Origin of the sequence: Phocaeicola faecium, from assembly GCF_014837055.1 — a bacterium.
Lineage (GTDB): Bacteria > Bacteroidota > Bacteroidia > Bacteroidales > Bacteroidaceae > Phocaeicola > Phocaeicola gallinarum.
In genome coordinates this window covers 67346-85999 of sequence record NZ_JACSPQ010000005.1, presented here as the reverse complement: position 1 = coordinate 85999, position 18654 = coordinate 67346, and the positions used below count along the sequence as shown (strand labels likewise).

The 18654-nt window shown below is 47.0% G+C and carries 16 protein-coding genes and 3 tRNA genes; 14 read left to right on the top strand and 5 right to left on the bottom strand.

Features of this window, described 5'->3' with window-relative positions:
- Positions 1-79 precede the first annotated feature (79 nt).
- Genes H9626_RS07145 through H9626_RS07125 form a run of 5 tightly spaced genes read left to right on the top strand, consistent with a single transcriptional unit; the run spans position 80 to position 5386 of the window.
- Positions 80-601, top strand: coding sequence for a CvpA family protein (locus tag H9626_RS07145; protein ID WP_178256719.1), 522 nt, complete (start codon positions 80-82; stop codon positions 599-601).
- Positions 579-2033 (top strand): Fe-S cluster assembly protein SufB, encoded by a 1455-nt coding sequence (sufB, locus tag H9626_RS07140; protein ID WP_178256733.1) that lies wholly within the window; start codon positions 579-581, stop codon positions 2031-2033. Before H9626_RS07145 ends, sufB begins: the two co-directional genes overlap by 23 nt.
- A gap of 19 nt (positions 2034-2052) precedes the next feature.
- Positions 2053-2808 carry a Fe-S cluster assembly ATPase SufC gene (sufC, locus tag H9626_RS07135; protein WP_178256720.1) on the top strand — a complete coding sequence of 252 codons (756 nt, stop codon included), beginning with the start codon at positions 2053-2055 and terminating at the stop codon, positions 2806-2808.
- Between the two features lie 2 nt (positions 2809-2810).
- Positions 2811-4154: a Fe-S cluster assembly protein SufD gene (sufD, locus tag H9626_RS07130; protein WP_191710055.1), complete on the top strand. Its 1344-nt coding sequence runs from the start codon at positions 2811-2813 to the stop codon at positions 4152-4154.
- Positions 4155-4168: 14 nt separating this feature from the next.
- Entirely contained in the window at positions 4169-5386 is a 1218-nt protein-coding gene (locus H9626_RS07125; RefSeq protein WP_191710054.1) for an aminotransferase class V-fold PLP-dependent enzyme, read from the top strand.
- Between the two features lie 101 nt (positions 5387-5487).
- Here H9626_RS07125 and H9626_RS07120 read toward each other — a convergent pair whose 3' ends face one another.
- A complete protein-coding gene (locus H9626_RS07120) occupies positions 5488-5853 on the bottom strand; it encodes a helix-turn-helix domain-containing protein (protein ID WP_178256723.1) in 366 nt (121 codons plus the stop codon).
- 4 nt (positions 5854-5857) lie between these two features.
- Entirely contained in the window at positions 5858-6154 is a 297-nt protein-coding gene (locus H9626_RS07115) for a type II toxin-antitoxin system HigB family toxin (RefSeq protein ID WP_191710053.1), read from the bottom strand.
- Between the two features lie 587 nt (positions 6155-6741).
- On the opposite strand from H9626_RS07115, the gene H9626_RS07110 reads away from it, so the two are divergent.
- Both H9626_RS07110 and H9626_RS07105 read left to right on the top strand, forming a co-directional pair.
- Positions 6742-8598, top strand: coding sequence for an LruC domain-containing protein (locus H9626_RS07110; RefSeq protein ID WP_225230914.1), 1857 nt, complete (start codon positions 6742-6744; stop codon positions 8596-8598).
- Between the two features lie 130 nt (positions 8599-8728).
- Positions 8729-9478: a glycosyltransferase family 32 protein gene (locus tag H9626_RS07105; RefSeq protein ID WP_191710051.1), complete on the top strand. Its 750-nt coding sequence runs from the start codon at positions 8729-8731 to the stop codon at positions 9476-9478.
- 86 nt (positions 9479-9564) lie between these two features.
- On the opposite strand, the gene carB is transcribed toward H9626_RS07105, so the two are convergent.
- Entirely contained in the window at positions 9565-12789 is a 3225-nt protein-coding gene (gene carB / locus H9626_RS07100; protein WP_178256727.1) for a carbamoyl-phosphate synthase (glutamine-hydrolyzing) large subunit, read from the bottom strand.
- A 218-nt stretch (positions 12790-13007) separates the two neighbouring features.
- On the opposite strand from carB, the gene trpS reads away from it, so the two are divergent.
- The 7 genes from trpS (at position 13008) to H9626_RS07065 (ending at position 16284) form a co-directional block, all read left to right on the top strand.
- Positions 13008-14099 (top strand): tryptophan--tRNA ligase, encoded by a 1092-nt coding sequence (trpS, locus tag H9626_RS07095; RefSeq protein ID WP_178256728.1) that lies wholly within the window; start codon positions 13008-13010, stop codon positions 14097-14099.
- 465 nt (positions 14100-14564) lie between these two features.
- Positions 14565-14639, top strand: a tRNA-Val gene (locus H9626_RS07090).
- A gap of 41 nt (positions 14640-14680) precedes the next feature.
- Positions 14681-14755, top strand: a tRNA-Val gene (locus tag H9626_RS07085).
- Between the two features lie 35 nt (positions 14756-14790).
- A tRNA-Val gene (locus H9626_RS07080) sits at positions 14791-14865 on the top strand.
- Positions 14866-15026: 161 nt separating this feature from the next.
- Positions 15027-15218 carry a hypothetical protein gene (locus H9626_RS07075; RefSeq protein WP_191710050.1) on the top strand — a complete coding sequence of 64 codons (192 nt, stop codon included), beginning with the start codon at positions 15027-15029 and terminating at the stop codon, positions 15216-15218.
- The gene (locus tag H9626_RS07070) at positions 15215-15637 is read left to right on the top strand and encodes a hypothetical protein (RefSeq protein WP_191710049.1); all 423 of its coding nucleotides are present in this window, start codon (positions 15215-15217) and stop codon (positions 15635-15637) included. Before H9626_RS07075 ends, H9626_RS07070 begins: the two co-directional genes overlap by 4 nt.
- An 11-nt stretch (positions 15638-15648) precedes the next feature.
- On the top strand, positions 15649-16284 hold the full coding sequence (locus H9626_RS07065; protein WP_191710048.1) for a helix-turn-helix transcriptional regulator: 636 nt from the start codon (positions 15649-15651) through the stop codon (positions 16282-16284).
- Here the strand turns inward: H9626_RS07065 and H9626_RS07060 are convergent.
- Positions 16275-17561: an O-acetylhomoserine aminocarboxypropyltransferase/cysteine synthase family protein gene (locus tag H9626_RS07060; RefSeq protein ID WP_191710047.1), complete on the bottom strand. Its 1287-nt coding sequence runs from the start codon at positions 17559-17561 to the stop codon at positions 16275-16277. The two genes, H9626_RS07065 and H9626_RS07060, sit on opposite strands and share 10 nt — an antisense overlap.
- A 22-nt stretch (positions 17562-17583) precedes the next feature.
- On the bottom strand, positions 17584-18531 hold the full coding sequence (gene cysK / locus H9626_RS07055) for a cysteine synthase A (protein WP_191710046.1): 948 nt from the start codon (positions 18529-18531) through the stop codon (positions 17584-17586).
- Between the last annotated feature and the right edge of the window lie 123 nt (positions 18532-18654).

Here is an 18654-nt window from a genome sequence, read left to right as displayed (position 1 = left end):
AACTGAATGTTGTCAATGAATGGGGTTTCACATACCGTTCATTGACGGCTTTCGATTCTCAACTTTCAATTTCCTGAATATGGAAACGCTTGACTGGATAATAATAGCTGTGATTGCCATCGGAGCCATTTTGGGTTTCATGAAAGGTTTCCTCAATCAATTGGCATCCATAGTCGGGCTAATCGCCGGACTTTTGGTAGCACGTGCCTTATTCGTTTCTGTGGGCAAACGGTTAGCAGCAGAAATGGGGGCTTCTGTCACTTTTTCTCAAATTTTGGCCTTCGTCATCATTTGGATGCTTGTCCCGATTGGTTTATGCATCATTGCAGGTATGCTAACCAAAGCGCTTGATGTCATCCGTTTGGGTTTTGTCAACCGCTGGTTAGGAGCCGGATTGGGAGTCATTAAGTACGGCTTGTTAGCAAGTATCGTTATCTATTTCATCGAATATGTAGATACGGAAAATACCTTAATTCAACCAACAAAAAAGCAAGCGTCGGTGTTATATTATCCTATGAAAAGATTTTCTGGAATTTTTATTCCCGTCGTAAAAGACGTTACTCAACACTTAATAAATACTGATTATGCAAGAACCCAATAAATATGTAAAAGAACTGACGCAAGAGAAGTACAAGTATGGCTTCACGACTGATGTTCATACAGATATTATTGAAAAAGGACTGAACGAAGATGTGGTTCGACTGATTTCTGCCAAGAAAGGCGAACCGGAATGGCTGTTGGAGTTCCGCCTGAAAGCATATCGCCATTGGCTGACAATGGAAATGCCTACATGGGCACATCTGAACATTCCTGAAATTGATTATCAGGCCATCTCTTATTATGCCGATCCGACCAAAAAGAAAGAAGGTCCGAAAAGCATGGATGAGGTAGACCCTGAATTAATCAAAACATTCAATAAGTTAGGTATCCCTCTGGAGGAACAAATGGCTTTGAGCGGTATGGCGGTAGATGCCGTCATGGACTCGGTTTCCGTAAAGACAACCTTTAAGGAGACATTAATGGAAAAAGGTATCATCTTTTGTTCCATCAGCGAGGCTGTACGCGAACATCCTGATTTGGTGAAGAAATATTTAGGCTCGGTAGTGGGTTATCGCGATAACTTCTTTGCCGCACTTAACTCTGCCGTATTCAGCGACGGTTCGTTCGTTTATATTCCGAAAGGAGTCCGTTGTCCGATGGAGCTTTCTACTTACTTCCGTATCAATGCAGCCAACACCGGACAGTTCGAACGCACACTTATCGTTGCCGACGATGACAGTTATGTATCGTATCTCGAAGGATGTACGGCTCCGATGCGCGATGAAAACCAGTTACATGCTGCCATTGTAGAAATCGTGGTGCTTAACCGTGCAGAAGTAAAGTATTCTACCGTGCAGAACTGGTATCCGGGCGATGCCGAAGGTAAAGGCGGTGTATATAATTTTGTTACCAAACGTGGTAACTGTAAAGGCGTAGACAGCAAATTATCGTGGACACAGGTTGAAACCGGTTCTGCCATCACATGGAAATATCCAAGCTGTATCTTGAGTGGAGACAATTCCACGGCTGAGTTTTATTCGGTTGCCGTAACCAACAACTTCCAGCAGGCAGATACGGGTACGAAGATGATTCATTTGGGCAAAAATACGCGCTCTACCATCGTAAGTAAAGGTATCAGTGCCGGACGGAGCCAGAACTCTTACCGCGGATTGGTTCGAGTGGCAGAAAAAGCCGACAATGCACGCAATTTCAGCCAGTGCGACTCGCTCTTGTTGGGAAGCCATTGCGGAGCACATACATTCCCTTACATGGATATCCACAACGAAACTGCTGTAGTAGAGCATGAAGCTACTACTTCTAAGATATCAGAAGACCAAGTGTTTTATTGCAACCAGCGAGGCATTTCTACCGAAGATGCCGTAGGGTTGATTGTGAACGGTTATGCCAAAGAGGTACTCAACAAACTACCGATGGAGTTTGCCGTAGAAGCTCAGAAGTTGCTCAGCATTTCTTTGGAAGGAAGTGTAGGATAAAATATTTAATTGATTTGTTATGTTAGAAATAAAAGACTTACATGCCAGCATCAATGGCAAAGAGATATTGAAAGGCATCAACCTTACCGTAAAATCGGGCGAAGTACATGCCATCATGGGACCGAACGGTTCCGGTAAAAGTACATTAAGCAATGTATTGGTAGGACACCCTTCTTACGAAGTGACTAAAGGTTCGGTTACATTCGACGGGAAAGATCTCCTGTCGCTCTCGGCGGAAGACCGCAGCCGTGAGGGGTTGTTTCTTTCGTTCCAATATCCGGTAGAGATTCCGGGCGTAAGCATGGTGAACTTCATGCGTGCGGCAGTGAACGAACACCGCAAATACAAGGGACTACCTGCCCTCACCGCCAGCGAGTTTTTGAAACTGATGCGCCAGAAGCGCGAAATCGTGGAACTGGACAGCAAGCTGGCTAACCGTTCGGTAAACGAGGGGTTCTCCGGCGGAGAGAAAAAACGGAATGAAATCTTTCAGATGGCAATGCTCGAACCGAAGTTGAGTATCCTTGATGAGACTGACTCCGGACTGGATATTGATGCGCTCCGCATCGTGGCTGAGGGAGTAAACAAACTGAAAACGCCGGAAACGAGCTGCATCGTTATTACGCACTACCAGCGACTGCTCGATTACATCAAACCGGATGTCGTACACGTGCTTTATAAAGGACGAATCGTAAAGACTGCCGGACCGGAATTGGCGCTGGAGTTGGAAGAAAAGGGTTACGACTGGATTAAGAAAGAACTGGGAGAGATTTAACAATGAAAGCAGAACAACAATATATCGACCTTTTTACGCAATGTGAAGCCATGATTTGCCGACACAGTGCCGAGGCTTTGAATGCCCCGCGCGCCACGGCTTTTGCCGATTTTGAGCGGTTGGGCTTCCCTACACGTAAGCAGGAAAAGTATAAATACACGGATGTCGACAAATATTTCGCTCCGGATTATGGGTTGAACCTCAACCGGCTGACTTTCCCGGTTAATCCCTACGAGGTATTTAAGTGCGATGTGCCTAACATGAGTACCTCGCTTTACTTCGTGGTGAACGATTCGTTTTACAAGCAGGTGCAGCCCACCGGACAGTTGCCCGAAGGGGTTATCTTCGGCAGCCTGAAGGATATGGCGGAACAACATCCCGAACTGGTGAAACGGTATTATGGCAAACTGGCGGATACGTCGAAAGATGCAATAACGGCATTTAACACCATGTTCGCGCAAGACGGCGTACTGATGTATATTCCCAAAGGCGCGGTAATGGACAAGCCTATTCAGTTGGTAAACATTCTGCGCGCGGATGTCAATTCGATGGTAAACCGCCGCATCTTGGTTATAGTGGAGGATGATGCGCAAGCCAAACTGCTGATTTGCGACCATGCTATGGATGAGGTGAACTTCCTTTCCACACAAGTAATCGAGGTGTTTGTTGGCAACAATGCTTCGTTCGACCTTTACGAACTGGAGGAGACGCATAACAGCACCGTACGCCTCAGTAATTTGTACGTCGACCAGCAGGCAGACAGCAATGTGCTGCTGAACGGTATTACGCTTCATAACGGAACTACCCGCAACACTACGGAAGTAACGTTATCGGGCAGAGGTGCCGAACTGAACCTGTGCGGCATGGCGATTGCCGACAAGAACGAACAGGTGGATAACCATACGTTCATCGACCATAAAGTAGCCGACTGTACGAGCAACGAATTGTTTAAATACGTGTTAGACGACCAAGCCGTGGGAGCTTTTGCCGGAAAGATACTGGTACGCGAGGGTGCGCAACATACTTCGGCGCAGCAAACCAACCGCAACATTTGCGCTACGCGCGAAGCACGTATGTACACGCAGCCTCAACTTGAGATTTATGCCGACGACGTGAAATGTTCGCACGGGGCTACCGTAGGACAGTTAGACGACGCAGCACTGTTTTACATGCGTCAGCGCGGCATCAGTCTCAAAGAAGCCCGTCTGCTGCTGATGTTTGCTTTCGTCAACGAAGTTATCGACAACATCCGCATGGATGCGCTCAAAGACCGTCTGCACCTGTTGGTTGAAAAACGTTTCCGAGGCGAACTGAACAAGTGTCAGGGATGCGCCATCTGCAAATAATTACCATGAACAGTATGTACGATATCAATAAGATAAGAGAAGACTTCCCGATACTGTCGCGCACGGTTTACGGCAAGCCGCTGATTTATTTAGACAATGGTGCCACGACCCAAAAACCGCGCTGTGTGGTAGAGGCTATTACCGACGAATATTATTCGGTAAACGCCAACGTACATCGCGGTGTACACTTCTTGTCACAACAGGCTACCAACCTCCACGAAGCTTCGCGCGAAACCGTACGGCAGTTTATCAATGCCCGCTCCACGGCAGAAATTGTCTTTACGAGGGGAACAACCGAAAGCATCAACCTCGTGGCATCTACGTTTGCCGACAGCCAAATGAAAGCCGGCGACGAGGTGATTGTATCGGCTATGGAGCATCACAGCAACATTGTGTCGTGGCAGCTTCAGGCGGCACGTAAGGGCATCGTGCTGCGCGTAATCCCGATAAACGACCGTGGCGAACTCTTGCTCGACGAATACGAAAAACTGTTTTCCGAGCGTACGAAGCTGGTTTCCGTCACCCACGTTTCAAACGTATTGGGTACGGTAAATCCGGTTAAAGACATCATCGCCACGGCTCATGCCCACGGTGTGCCAGTACTGATTGACGGAGCGCAAAGCATTCCGCATATAAAAGTTGATGTGCAGGATTTGGATGCCGACTTTTATGTATTCAGCGGACACAAGATTTACGGACCTACAGGCGTGGGCGTGCTTTACGGCAAAGAAGAATGGCTCGACCGTCTTCCTCCTTATCAGGGAGGCGGGGAAATGATTAAGAACGTAAGTTTCGAGAAAACCACATTCAACGAACTTCCTTTCAAGTTTGAAGCGGGAACTCCTGACTACATCGGCACTACCGCGCTGGCTAAAGCGCTCGATTACGTCTCTGCTCTCGGCATTGATGCCATCGCCCGGCATGAGCATGAACTCACCACGTATGCCCTCGCCCGACTGAAAGCCATCCCCGGAATGCGCATTTTCGGCGAAGCGGCAGAACGCGGGGCAGTCATCTCGTTCCTTGTAGGAAACATTCATCCTTTCGATATGGGGACGCTGCTCGACCGCTTGGGCATTGCCGTCCGTACAGGCCATCACTGCGCCGAACCGCTGATGCACCGCATGGGCATCGAGGGAACGGTACGGGCTTCGTTCGGACTTTACAACACGAAAGAAGAAGTCGACGCACTGGCTGCGGGTATTGAGCGCGTGAGCCGGATGTTTGCATAAACAAGCTCTAACAGCCGATTTGCAAAAACATATTTTATCTGTCATGGCTTGCAGGAATTGGATTTATCCTCCCTGCAGGCCATATTTTTTATGAACAGGCTCTAAACCCCTAACACAATATTCGCATCGATGTTCAGTTTTTGGCTTATCGTGCGTGCCACTTTCAACGTAGGCTCACACTTACCCGAAATATAATCACTTAAACGTGAAGAACTCACCCCGATTAATTTTGCCAATGCCTTTTGGTTAAGACCCATCTCATACATCCGAAGCTTGAGCACATCGACAAGCGTCGGCTTCCCCAAAGCGAAATGTGCTTCCGAGTAATCGGCTACAAGGTTAGAAAGCAATTCCAACTCAATGCTGTTCGGGTCATCAAGAGGCGTTTCATCCGTCACAGCCGGGAGCAACTCCTCCACTCTTTTCACAGCCCATTCATACTGAGCTTTTGTTTCTATCTTGGTCATAAGTTTAAATTTTAGAGCAATCTGCTATTTTATCATATTCCGCATGAGTGCCAATGAAGCGGACATAAACGAATTGTATTGTAAATTTTATCACTACAACAAGCCTGTAGTTATTCCCTCTGATATTGAACACATAATGCTGGTTGCCTACATTGTCCACACTGTTAAAAGTTCTCTTTACATCGGCAAAGCATGTCCATTTGCTATTCTTCACAACGGTAGTCCACTCTTGCAGTGCTACCTTGACATCCGGATGTGCTTCTGCATATTCTTTTAATGCCTGTTCTGTAAATATTCTCATTGGTCACTCAGTTATCATGCTACAAAGATGAATATAAAATTCTGTTTTTCAAAACAAAATCCCATTATTTATAACTATTCAACAAACGATGGAGAATGCCATCTCATACGCACAACCCTCAAAACACATGCGGTAGAACCACCCGGTTCTTGCGGAAGAACTTGCCTGCGCTACCGCATGGACTGACCAACGCTTCCCATAGCGTTTTGGCGCACCAAAAGGCATACACATCACCCTTTCAGGTTACATGTAAAAATCGAAATACGGAGAATGTACAAAAAAACAATAAAATTTGTACGAATATACAATATGGTATGAAAAATCATCCGCTATTTTTGTGACGTTGTTATAACAAATCTTTATTCTGGTTAACGGTTAGCTTACACGATAACACTTAAACAGGGTAGTAGAGAAACAGATTGGAATCTAAGGTTACAATTCACACGTGTAAAAAGCTATTTTGACTATGGAAAACAAAAAAAACAAATCCCATTAAAAATAGCAAGTGGAACATTCCGCTATAATAGTAAGAAGGACAAAGATTTTTATGTTTAACTAAAAAAAGAATCATGAGAAAAAATTTTCAATTGAGAAACGCATTAATGCTCATGGGATTGGCATCAATGCCTCTTTGGTTTGCTTCATGTTCGGATGAAGAAAACATTCCTGCACCGGGTACAGACGAACCGACTAATCCGGAAATCGAAGCTGCTTTTGACTTTAAGATGACAACTGACCTTCCGGTGAAAATTGATTATCCGTCATTCGCCCAAGTCAGCGTGTACGACCAATTGCCAAGCGAAGGAAATAGCGCACGCTTATTGTTCCGTTCATTTACCGGCGCTAACGGTAAGTTGCAAACTGTCAGCACGTTCCCTTCCGCTTACATCGGAAAGACTGTATATGTACAGTCAACAGGTATCAACTGTCCGCTTTGGCAAGAAGCAACACTGACTGAAAATGGGTTGGAACTGAAAGCAGAAGGCTCTCGTTTAGGAGTAAAAACAGAGTCTCCTTTCTCTGATAATGAAATGACCATAATCCGAGGAGGTATATTAGAAGCGCTTCCTGATAATCAGGACAACCGGGAACAGTTTGCACAATATACAAACGGTGTAAATATTGATACTCGTATAAAGACCAATGAAAATTATCCTAAAGCCCATGTAAGCGTAACATTTGTCGACGCACAAGGATGGAATTATAACACATTGTATTATTATACTTACAAAGACGGAGAACAAAACAACATTACAGAAGATTGGATTCGCAGCAACTTTGTAAATGAAGATCATAAGTTGTTTGGTCCTTATTCAACCAACGATAAGCGATACGATCCGAACCCACATATAAACGAAACAAAGGAATTATGCAATGCAGACGGCACTCCTATTGATTTCGTAAGCGGAGACCGCATCGGTTTCGTATTGAAAAGTGAGAATGACAACGGTGTGAACTATTACTTTACAAGCCAAGAGGCTTATGAAGACAGACTTGGCCAATCTGCAGTCTTTACACACGAAAACAGAGCGCTTGTGTATACCTTTGAAGACCAGCCTGTTTATACTTGGGAAGAAGGCTGGCCATATTGGCCGTGGTGGGAAGAAGGCCATTGGGAATATAACGAAAGTGACTTCAACGACTTCACATTTGTTGTAACCACCGACCCGCAACAAGCAATAGACCATGAGGATGTTCCGCCTCTGCCTATACCTCCTTACTATTTGCAAAACACAGAAAATCCTGTGACTGGAACGCTGTTGTTCGAAGACAATTACCCTGAAGCTGGAGACTACGATATGAACGACTTTGTAGCTACTTATGCATTAAGACGTGTAACATATATCCACTTCGATCCGAATACGGGTACTTCAACACCTCCTCTCTACTTAGGTGCAGTAGATTACGCCTTTACTCCGAAATGGGACGGTGCATGGTACGGCTGTTCATTCGACTTCATGCTGAACGATGTACATGAAACTCCGGTTCATGTGTACGACTTGGCTTCGAACCAAACGATGGGAGGCTTGAGTGAAGAAACCATTACGGGTACGGTAGACTTAGGATTTACATGGGAACGTTATGGAGAAGGAGATGCCACGGATTGCCGGCCTTCAGGAACAAAATTGGATGCTGATGCTGAAAACCATACGATAGGCGCTATGTTCAATCCGTTTATCACCACAAACGAAAAAGGTTATGAAATCCATTTGACAAAACAGAAACCCTCTCAAAATGCCAAATTGGACGGGCTGGATGAAGCGGCTTTGAACTATGTATTGGCAACAGATGATAAACACCCGTATGCAGCAGACATCCCGACGCAGAATTACCAGATTGTAACCGAGCAAATGACAATTGATCAATTCTATCCCGATTTCGTAAAATGGGTAGAAAGCGACAAAACAACGAACAAAGACTGGTATGAACATCCGGCTCAATAAGGCAGTTAAAACAGTTTTAATTAAACATTTTTTTGAATAGCAAGTAAAGAGAAGAGTTGTTCCGGTTCGTCCTCGGAATGACTCTTCTTTTACCTATATATAAACGGCAAGCCCCAAACACTTTACCGCCATGATTCCTAAAATTATCCATTACTGCTGGTTCGGCAAAGCTCCGCTTCCCAAACTAACCAAACAGTGCATCCGTTCGTGGAAGAAACATTGCCCCGACTTCGAGATAAAAGAATGGAACGAAACCAACTCTCCGCTCCATCTTTTCCCCTTTGCCCAACAAGCATTGGAAGAAAAAAAGTGGGCCTTCGTTGCCGACGTAATCCGCCTTTACGCCTTGTACACCGAAGGAGGCATCTATTTGGATACCGATGTGGAGTTGCTAAAACCATTAACCCCGTTTTTACATCATCAGGCATTTATTGGGTATGAAAAAGACATAAACGCAAAAGGTAAAAAGGTTATTCAAACTGCACTGATAGGCTCGGAAGCACACGGTACATGGGTTGCGTCTTGGCTGAAAGGATACGATGGCATGACATTCCATATTGACCGAATTACCGAGTATATAAACAGCCATCTGATAGCTGACGACCTGCGGCAGAAAGGTTTTACAATAGATGGCTCTCCCCTTTATCTGCCCGATCTCACCATCTATCCTGACGATTACTTCTGCCCCATGAGTTTTCAGTCCCGCTTCATCACCCTCACCCCAAACACTGTCGCCATCCATTATTTCTCATACACGTGGATGGAGGCAAGCAACACTTGGCAGTATCGGCTGAGAAAACTGTTAATCGACTTGTTAGGTGAAAAAGCATTCAGAAAGTTAGTGAATGGGGTGCGGAAGTATTTAAGAATTAAGAAGTAAAAATTTAAATACTCCCATAAAAACAAAAGAGACCATCTCCCTATTCGGAAACGGTCTCTCACTTTTTATTACATTATATCAACTTTTCATTTATATTCCTGCCAACTCTTAATCTGGATATCTTCCTGACTCATCTGACAGAAGGCTTCGATGAAGGCTTTTGCCAAACGGGCATTGGTTATCAGCGGAATGTTGTGGTCGATGGCACCGCGACGAATGCGATAACCGTTGGTCAATTCGCGCTTGGTATGATTTTTCGGGATGTTTACTATCAGGTCGAACTTATGACCGGCTATCATTTTCATTACATTGTTTTCGGCGTGCGGACGTTCATCGGGCCAGAATACCGGTGTGGTAGGAATGCCGTGCGAGTTAAGGAATGCGGCTGTTCCCGCCGTAGCGTAAAGCGTATATCCTTTTTGACTCAGCATGTGACTGGCATCGAGTAAGTCGACTTTCGATTTCGTTGCACCTGAAGAGAACAATACTGATTTTTGAGGTATCTTGTAACCGGTAGCAATCATCGCATTCAGCAGGGCTTCGTTGAAGTCATCACCCAGACAGCCTACTTCACCGGTCGATGACATGTCGACACCCAATACCGGGTCGGCATTCTGTAAGCGGGCGAACGAGAACTGTGAGGCTTTTACGCCGATGCGGTCGATATCGAAGGCTGATTTGTCGGGCTTAGCATACGGAGCGTCGAGCATGATACGGGTAGCCGTTTCTATGAAATTGCGTTTCAATACCTTCGATACGAAGGGGAAGCTGCGCGAAGCACGGAGGTTACATTCGATTACCTTCACTTCATTCTTCTTGGCAAGGAACTGGATGTTAAACGGACCGGAGATGTTCAGTTCCTTAGCTATGCGGCGACTGATGCGCTTGATTTCGCGGGCGGTAGAGAAATAAATCTTCTGTGCCGGGAATACAAGGGTTGCATCGCCCGAATGTACGCCGGCGTATTCGATGTGTTCGGAGATGGCGTATTCCACTACCTCACCGTTTTGTGCCACAGCGTCGAACTCTATTTCTTTTGTCTCCTGCATGAACTGCGATACCACTACCGGATATTCCTTCGATACTTCGCTCGCCATCTGCAAGAAGCGTTCCAGCTCTTCTTGGTCGTAGCAGACGTTCATCGCCGCACCGCTCAGTACGTACGACGGACGTACCAATACCGGATAGCCTACTTTCTTTACGAACTCTTTTACATCGTCAAGGCTGGTCAGCTCTTGCCAAGCAGGTTGATCGATGCCTAATTGGTCGAGCATGGCAGAGAACTTATTACGGTTTTCGGCACGGTCGATAGAGATGGGCGAGGTTCCGAGGATAGGTACAGACTGGCGGTAGAGTTTCATGGCGAGGTTATTCGGTATCTGTCCGCCTACCGAAACGATGACACCGCGAGGCTGTTCCAAATCAATTACATCCAACACACGTTCGAACGAGAGTTCGTCGAAATACAGACGGTCGCACATGTCGTAGTCCGTAGATACGGTTTCGGGATTGTAATTAATCATGATGGACTTATAGCCCAACTTACGGGCAGTCTGGATGGCATTGACCGAACACCAGTCGAATTCAACCGACGAACCGATGCGGTATGCTCCTGAACCGAGTACCACTACCGATTTCTCATGTTTGTAGAAATTAATGTCATGCCCTTCTACTGCGTATGTCATGTAAAGGTAATTCGTCAGTTCGGGATGTTCCGAAGCCACGGTATTGATGCGCTTCACAGCCGGAAGGATACCTAATTTCTTACGATACTCGCGCACGGCAAGGTTTTCTTTCTCCATGTTTCCGCTCTTCGGCTTCAGCACGAAGCGTGCTATCTGGAAGTCGGAGAAGCCCAATACCTTTGCCTCACGAAGCACATCTGCCGGAAGTTCTTCCAGCGAGTTATAAGTCTGTAACTTGGCTTTATAGTCGACGATGTTCTTCAGCTTGCCAATGAACCACGGGTCAATCTTCGTCAGTTCAAAGATACGCTCAATGCTGTATCCTTCTTCCAACGCCTGAGCGATGGCGAAAATACGCAAGTCGGTAGGATTAGCCAGCTCATCGTCCAGATTATCGAATCTCGTATGGTCGTTACCCACAAAGCCGTGCATACCCTGTCCTACCATACGCAACCCTTTCTGAATAATTTCTTCGAACGTGCGCCCGATAGACATGATTTCGCCCACCGATTTCATGCTCGAACCGATGCGGCGCGATACGCCTACGAACTTCGTCAAGTCCCAGCGCGGAATCTTGCAAATCAGGTAATCGAGCGACGGAGCTACGTATGCCGAGTTGGGCGTACCCATTTCGCCGATTTCGTCCAGCGTATAGCCCAACGCAATCTTAGCCGCCACAAACGCCAACGGATACCCCGTAGCTTTCGATGCCAATGCAGATGAACGGCTCAAGCGGGCATTTACCTCGATGATACGGTAATCGTCGGTATCGGCATTGAATGCATACTGGATGTTACATTCTCCCACGATTCCGAGGTGACGGATGCACTGTTTGGAGAGTTCCTGCAGCATGGTAACCTGCGCTGCGGTAAGCGAACAGGTGGGAGCCACCACGATGGATTCGCCCGTATGGATACCCAGCGGGTCGAAGTTCTCCATGCTTGCCACCGTAAAACAGTGGTCGTTCGCATCGCGAATCACCTCAAACTCTATTTCTTTCCATCCTTTCAGCGATTCTTCCACCAAAATCTGCGGCGAGAAGGTAAATGCGCTTTCCGCCAGTTCGATAAACTTTTCTTCATTCGGGCAGATACCGCTACCCAAACCGCCCAACGCATACGCCGAACGAATCATGACCGGATAACCGATGCGGCGGGCAGCCGTCAAAGCATCCTCCATGTTTTCCACCGCTTGGCTTATCGGAGTCTTCAGTTCCACTTCGTCCAGCTTCTTCACAAACAAGTCGCGGTCTTCGGTATACATGATGGCTTCTACCGATGTTCCCAACACCTCTACACCATATTCTTTCAACACTCCGTTACGATAAAGCTCCGTACCGCAGTTTAACGCTGTTTGTCCGCCAAACGCCAGCAAAATGCCGTCCGGACGTTCTTTCTTGATAATTTCCGTCACGAAATAAGGAGTAACGGGAAGGAAATAAACTTGGTCGGCGATGCCTTCCGAGGTTTGGATAGTAGCAATATTGGGATTAATTAATACAGAGCGGATACCTTCTTCGCGCAAAGCTTTCAGTGCTTGCGAACCCGAATAATCAAATTCACCTGCTTGTCCGATTTTCAGTGCCCCTGAACCTAAGACTAAGACTTTCTTTAATTCTTTTTTCATCGTTATAGATAGTTTTGTTATGGTTTCTGCAAAGGTATGTTTTCAGGATATGAAGATACCAAGTTTTCTTCCGGTTACCAATATCTATCGGTAGATAGCCCGTCGGACAACTGCCGATTCGTCATCTCCTCATTTATGCAAAGAAACAATTTATTTTGAAGAAAACAAAGTATTTAGTTATCTTTGCTGCAATTTAAAAGTAAACAACATATTTGACTATGGGAAAAGAAAAAATTATCTTGACCGGCGACCGTCCGACCGGCAAACTACATATCGGACATTACGTAGGTTCGTTACGCCGTCGCGTAGAACTTCAAAACTCAGGATTGTATGATAAGATATTTATTTTTGAGGCCGACGGACAGGCGTTGACCGACAATATAGAAAATCCCGAAAAGGTACGTCAGAACGTAATCGAAGTAGCGTTGGATTATCTTGCCGTAGGGCTCGACCCCGCCAAGTCTACCATCTTCATCCAGTCGCAGATTCCGGAACTTTGCGAACTGACTTTTTACTTCATGGACTTGGTTAGCGTATCGCGCCTCCAGCGCAATCCTACGGTAAAGACCGAAATACAGATGCGCAAGTTCGAATCAAGCATCCCCGTGGGCTTCTTCACCTACCCCATCAGCCAAGCGGCAGACATCACGGCATTTAAGGCTACCACCGTACCCGTTGGTGAAGACCAAGAGCCGATGATTGAGCAGACGCGCGAAATCGTGCGCCGCTTCAACTACATTTATGGCGAAACGCTGGTAGAACCGGAAATCCTTCTGCCCGATAACGCTGCCTGCCTGCGCCTACCGGGAACAGACGGAAAGGCAAAGATGAGCAAGTCATTGGGCAACTGCATCTACCTGTCGGATACTGCCGACGAGGTGGAAAAGAAGGTAAAGAGCATGTATACCGACCCCACCCACATCAAGGTGAGCGACCCCGGAAAACTGGAAGGAAACACCGTGTTTACGTATCTCGACGCTTTCTGCCGCCCCGAACACTTCGAGCGTTACCTGCCCGACTATCCGAACTTGGACGAACTGAAGGCTCACTATACGCGCGGCGGACTGGGCGATATGAAGGTAAAGAAATTCCTTGCCGCCATTATGCAGGAAGAGCTTACGCCCATCCGCGAACGCCGCAAAGCCTACGAAAAAGACATCCCTGCCATCTACGATATGCTGAAGAAGGGCTGCGAAGTGGCGCGCGAAGCTGCCGCACAAACCATGAGTGAGGTGCGCCGCGCAATGAAGATTAACTATTTCGATGACGAAGCGCTGATAGCCGAACAAGCCAAACGTTTTGCCGAGTAATCCCGCAAAGCCTCCCGCCGCTGCGGGAAGCCTTCATATACCGATACGGATTCTTACAGACACCTCCGGTTCTACCCCAAAGAGCCGGCACATCTCTATAAGAATCCGTATTTTTTATACTCGCTTCCAGACATTTATACCGACCTCTTTCTTCTTCATCCCCATAAAAACCTCCGCCTGTCGGCAACTGTTCCTCATTTCTTTCTCAACCATTCTATAACCCGGCATGGAGAGTTATACAACCCACCCTGATGAGTTATATAACCCGCTAAGGTGAGTCGTACAACCCACCAAGCCGGGTTATAAAAATCTTCGGCAAAAACGGTAAAATACCCACCGGAAAGCGGGCATCCGCAACCGCCTTCGCGAAAAAATTGCAGCAAAAACGTAAAAAAATTACCGCAAATGTTTGGAGATTTAAAATAAAGCTGTACCTTTGCAACCGCAAATGAGAACAAGACCTTCGGGCGTTTAGCTCAGCTGGTTCAGAGCATCTGCCTTACAAGCAGAGGGTCGGCGGTTCGAATCCGTCAACGCCCACTCAAAAACGAAAACTTGTTCTCGGAAGCACATAGCTTTTGGGGCGTTTAGCTCAGCTGGTTCAGAGCATCTGCCTTACAAGCAGAGGGTCGGCGGTTCGAATCCGTCAACGCCCACAGTCCAAAAGTAAATTTGAAAAATTTCCCCCTTCGGGCGTTTAGCTCAGCTGGTTCAGAGCATCTGCCTTACAAGCAGAGGGTCGGCGGTTCGAATCCGTCAACGCCCACTTCCTAATATAAGTTTTTCCACACATTCATTATTAAACATCTCAACGGATATTGAAATATCAGTAAGGATTTCTGTTTGTCTTTCCGTATGAAATAATCTCTACCATCATTTGATAGTGACATAGAAATTAGTATCTTTGTGAAAAGAAATCGATAACGCATGACAGCAACAACCACTCCTATCAAAGGAACCTCCTCAAAAAAGGCGCGCAAATCGCTCACCCCGCGCGAAAAACGCATGAGGAAAGCGAGAAAGAAGATTCTGTCCTCAAAGGAAGAGTCCGCTAAATTCTTGAGAGAAATCGGTTTGCTGGATAATAAGAATCAGCTCTCCAAAGTCTATTATCCATGAAAGATACTATATATTCCCGTCGTCCGGGGTTGATAATAGGCTTTCACGGATGCGATAAGTCCGTTGTAGACAAAGTTTTATCCGGTGATGACATCCTCACTACAAGCACCAATGATTATGATTGGTTAGGACACGGAGTCTATTTCTGGAAGAATAACGCAACGCGAGCCTTGCAATATGCTGAAAAAACGACCAAGCGTAAGTATTCGTCAGTTAAAAATCCGAGCGTGATAGGCGCAATCATTGATTTAGGACGATATATGGACTTAATGGATTCCATGTATTTGCAAGACCTCAAAGAGGCTTACCGCCTTTTGGAGGATGTGATGAGCGAAAACGGACAGCCTCTGCCGCAAAATACCAACATAAAAGGTTTCTTCCTGCTCCGCGAAATAGATTACGAGTTTCCCAATCCGTAACAAAGAACAAAATGAATACTTTAATCCTCTCCGACAATCAAGCTATAACCCGTATGGGTATGAAGACTATCGCTATAACACGTTTCGACAAGGTTTTGGAAGCTGACGACATCCATGTACTGACTAAAAAGCTGCTGACGGAAGAAAGGGCGGTTGCGGTTATCGACTATACGCTTTTCGACTGCACTGCCGAACAGCTGCTTGTGGTGAAAGAGCGTTTTCCTGCCTCGCTGTTTATTCTTTTCAGCGACGCACTGAGCGAGGAGTTCATCCGGCGCATGGTATTCAGTAATCCGAAATTCAGCATCTTGATGAAGGATTCATCGCTCGATGAAATCGAATCGTGTTTAGAGAAGGCTAAAAACGGCATTCCGTTTATATGCGCCAAAGCCTCTGCCCTGTTGGAGAAAGAGACGAAAACCCAAGAGGATGATTCACCACTTACTGCCACTGAAAAAGAGATACTGAAAGCAATGGCAATGGGCAAGACCACGAAGGAGATAGCATCGGAACGTTTCTTGAGTGTATATACGGTAATGACTCACCGCAAGAACATCTTCCGGAAACTGCAAGTAAACAATGCGCACGAAGCGGTTCGTTACGCGCTTCGTGCCGGCATTGTCGATGCAATGGAGTATTATATTTGAGACAGCGCGCGGTCGAGGTCGGCTATCAGGTCGTCTACGTGCTCCGTACCGATGGAGAGGCGAACCGTTCCCGGCTTGATATGTTGCTCTTCCATCTCACGCTCGGTAAGCTGCGAGTGGGTTGTGGTAGCGGGATGGATGACCAGCGACTTCATATCGGCTACGTTAGCCAAAAGCGAGAAGATTTCTAACGCATCGATAAACTTCTGTGCCTCGCGTATTCCGCCTTTTACATCCACTGTAAAAATCGAACCTGCCCCTTTGGGGAAATAGCGCAAGTAGAGCGCGTGGTCGGGGTGTTCGGGCAGGACGGGATGATGAACGGCTTCTATCCGGGGGTGACTCTTCAGGAAATCAACAATCTTCAGTGCGTTTTCCACATGGCGTTCCACACGGAGCGAAAGGGTTTCTAATCCCTGCAAAAGCAGGAAGGCGTTAAACGGACTGATGGCTGCCCCCGTATCGCGCAGCAAGATGGCCCGCACGCGGACTACAAAGGCTGCTTTTCCTGCCACCTCCGTAAAACGGATGCCGTGATAGCAGGGGTCGGGTTCGGTGAGTTGCGGAAACTTGCCCGAAGCCTGCCAGTCGAACGTACCGCCGTCTACGATAACTCCGCCGAGGCTGGTTCCGTGTCCGCCGATAAACTTCGTGGCAGAGTGTACCACGATGTCTGCACCGTGTTCGATGGGACGAATCAAGTACGGAGTTCCGAACGTGTTGTCCACCACAAGGGGAATGTGATGCCGATGCGCTATTTCCGCCACGGCTTCCATATCCACAATGTTGGAATGCGGATTACCGAGGGTTTCGATGAAAATCAGTTTGGTCTCCGGACGGATGGCTGCCTCGAAATTTGCCGGAGCCGAGGGGTCGACAAACGTGGTGATTACGCCCGAAACCGGCAAGGTATGCGCCAGCAGGTTATACGTTCCGCCGTAAATGGTGTTTGCCGCCACGATATGGTCTCCCGCACGTGTAATGTTCTGAAATGTATAGGCTATGGCAGCTGCTCCCGAAGCCACGGCAAGAGCGGCAACCCCGCCCTCAAGCGCAGCCATTCGTTTCTCGAACACCTCCTGCGTGGGATTGGTCAGACGACCGTAAATATTGCCGGGGTCTTGTAAGGCAAAGCGTGCCGCCGCGTGTTCCGAGTTGTGAAACACATACGAAGTAGTCTGATAAATAGGTACGGCACGCGCGTCGGTAGTCGGGTCTGCCGCCTCCTGTCCTACGTGAAGTTGCAATGTCTCAAAATGTAAATCATTCGTTCTCATAAGTTGTATTTGTTTTATGGGGTTAAAGTGGATATTCCTCAAAAGCGTAAAGCACCGTAGAGAGGTATCGTTCTCCCGTATCGGGCAGTAAGACTACGATGTTCTTTCCGGCGTATTCGGGCTGGCGCGCCAACTGCAAGGTTGCATAAGTTGCAGCTCCCGACGAGATGCCCACCAACAGTCCTTCGTTCAACGAAAGCTCGCGGCCCGTACGGATGGCATCATTGTCCGTCACACGAATAATACGGTCTACCACACCGGCATTATAAGTTTTCGGAACAAATCCGGCTCCAATTCCTTGTATCTTATGTAATCCCGGAGCTTCTCCCGAAAGCACTGCCGAAGCATCCGGTTCTACACCTACGATTTCGATATTCGGGTTATGCTTCTTCAGCCCTTCGCCTACGCCGCTCAGCGTACCGCCCGTACCTACTCCGGCTACGAACACATCTACTTTCCCATCGGTATCTCTCCAGATCTCTTCGGCTGTGGTACGCACGTGTGCCGCCGGATTTGCCGGATTCTCAAATTGTTGCAAGATAACCGCTCCGGGAGTAGCATCACGCAGTTCGTTGGCTTTTTCGATGGCTCCTTTCATGCCTTTCGCTCCGGGAGTAAGAACAAGCTGTGCACCCATTGCACGCAACAGGTTTTGACGTTCGAGGCTCATCGTTTCGGGCATGGTCAGTATGGTTTTATAACCTTTTACGGTAGAAACCCACGCCAATCCCACTCCGGTATTTCCGCTGGTAGGTTCGATTATCACCGATCCGGGTTTCAGGATACCTCTGCGTTCGGCATCTTCAATCATCGCAAATGCAATGCGGTCTTTCACACTTCCGCCCGGATTGAAATACTCTAACTTAGCTATTACCGTGGCCTGAGCCTGATGTAACTTTGACATATTCTGCAACTCCAGCAAAGGAGTATTACCGATAAGTTCGGTCAGTTGTTTTTTAATGTTTGCCATAACTTTTATTTTTAATTTATCTGGAAGCAAAGGTACGGGAAAGCAGATACTGCGGCAATACCCTTTTTAGGGTATATTGGGTAGGAATAAAAAAAGAGAAGCAATGCTTCTCTTCACTTGGTT

What these genes read in the sequence shown, in the direction of transcription:
- H9626_RS07125 (WP_191710054.1), top strand. Translation starts at nt 4,169, where the DNA reads ATGTACGATATCAATAAGATAAGAGAAGACTTCCCGATACTGTCGCGC.
- H9626_RS07105 (WP_191710051.1), top strand. Translation starts at nt 8,729, where the DNA reads ATGATTCCTAAAATTATCCATTACTGCTGGTTCGGCAAAGCTCCGCTT.
- carB (WP_178256727.1), bottom strand. Translation starts at nt 12,789, where the DNA reads ATGAAAAAAGAATTAAAGAAAGTCTTAGTCTTAGGTTCAGGGGCACTG.
- H9626_RS07075 (WP_191710050.1), top strand. Translation starts at nt 15,027, where the DNA reads ATGACAGCAACAACCACTCCTATCAAAGGAACCTCCTCAAAAAAGGCG.
- H9626_RS07120 (WP_178256723.1), bottom strand. Translation starts at nt 5,853, where the DNA reads ATGACCAAGATAGAAACAAAAGCTCAGTATGAATGGGCTGTGAAAAGA.
- sufD (WP_191710055.1), top strand. Translation starts at nt 2,811, where the DNA reads ATGAAAGCAGAACAACAATATATCGACCTTTTTACGCAATGTGAAGCC.
- H9626_RS07115 (WP_191710053.1), bottom strand. Translation starts at nt 6,154, where the DNA reads ATGAGAATATTTACAGAACAGGCATTAAAAGAATATGCAGAAGCACAT.
- sufC (WP_178256720.1), top strand. Translation starts at nt 2,053, where the DNA reads ATGTTAGAAATAAAAGACTTACATGCCAGCATCAATGGCAAAGAGATA.
- trpS (WP_178256728.1), top strand. Translation starts at nt 13,008, where the DNA reads ATGGGAAAAGAAAAAATTATCTTGACCGGCGACCGTCCGACCGGCAAA.
- H9626_RS07060 (WP_191710047.1), bottom strand. Translation starts at nt 17,561, where the DNA reads ATGAGAACGAATGATTTACATTTTGAGACATTGCAACTTCACGTAGGA.
- H9626_RS07145 (WP_178256719.1), top strand. Translation starts at nt 80, where the DNA reads ATGGAAACGCTTGACTGGATAATAATAGCTGTGATTGCCATCGGAGCC.
- H9626_RS07070 (WP_191710049.1), top strand. Translation starts at nt 15,215, where the DNA reads ATGAAAGATACTATATATTCCCGTCGTCCGGGGTTGATAATAGGCTTT.
- H9626_RS07065 (WP_191710048.1), top strand. Translation starts at nt 15,649, where the DNA reads ATGAATACTTTAATCCTCTCCGACAATCAAGCTATAACCCGTATGGGT.
- cysK (WP_191710046.1), bottom strand. Translation starts at nt 18,531, where the DNA reads ATGGCAAACATTAAAAAACAACTGACCGAACTTATCGGTAATACTCCT.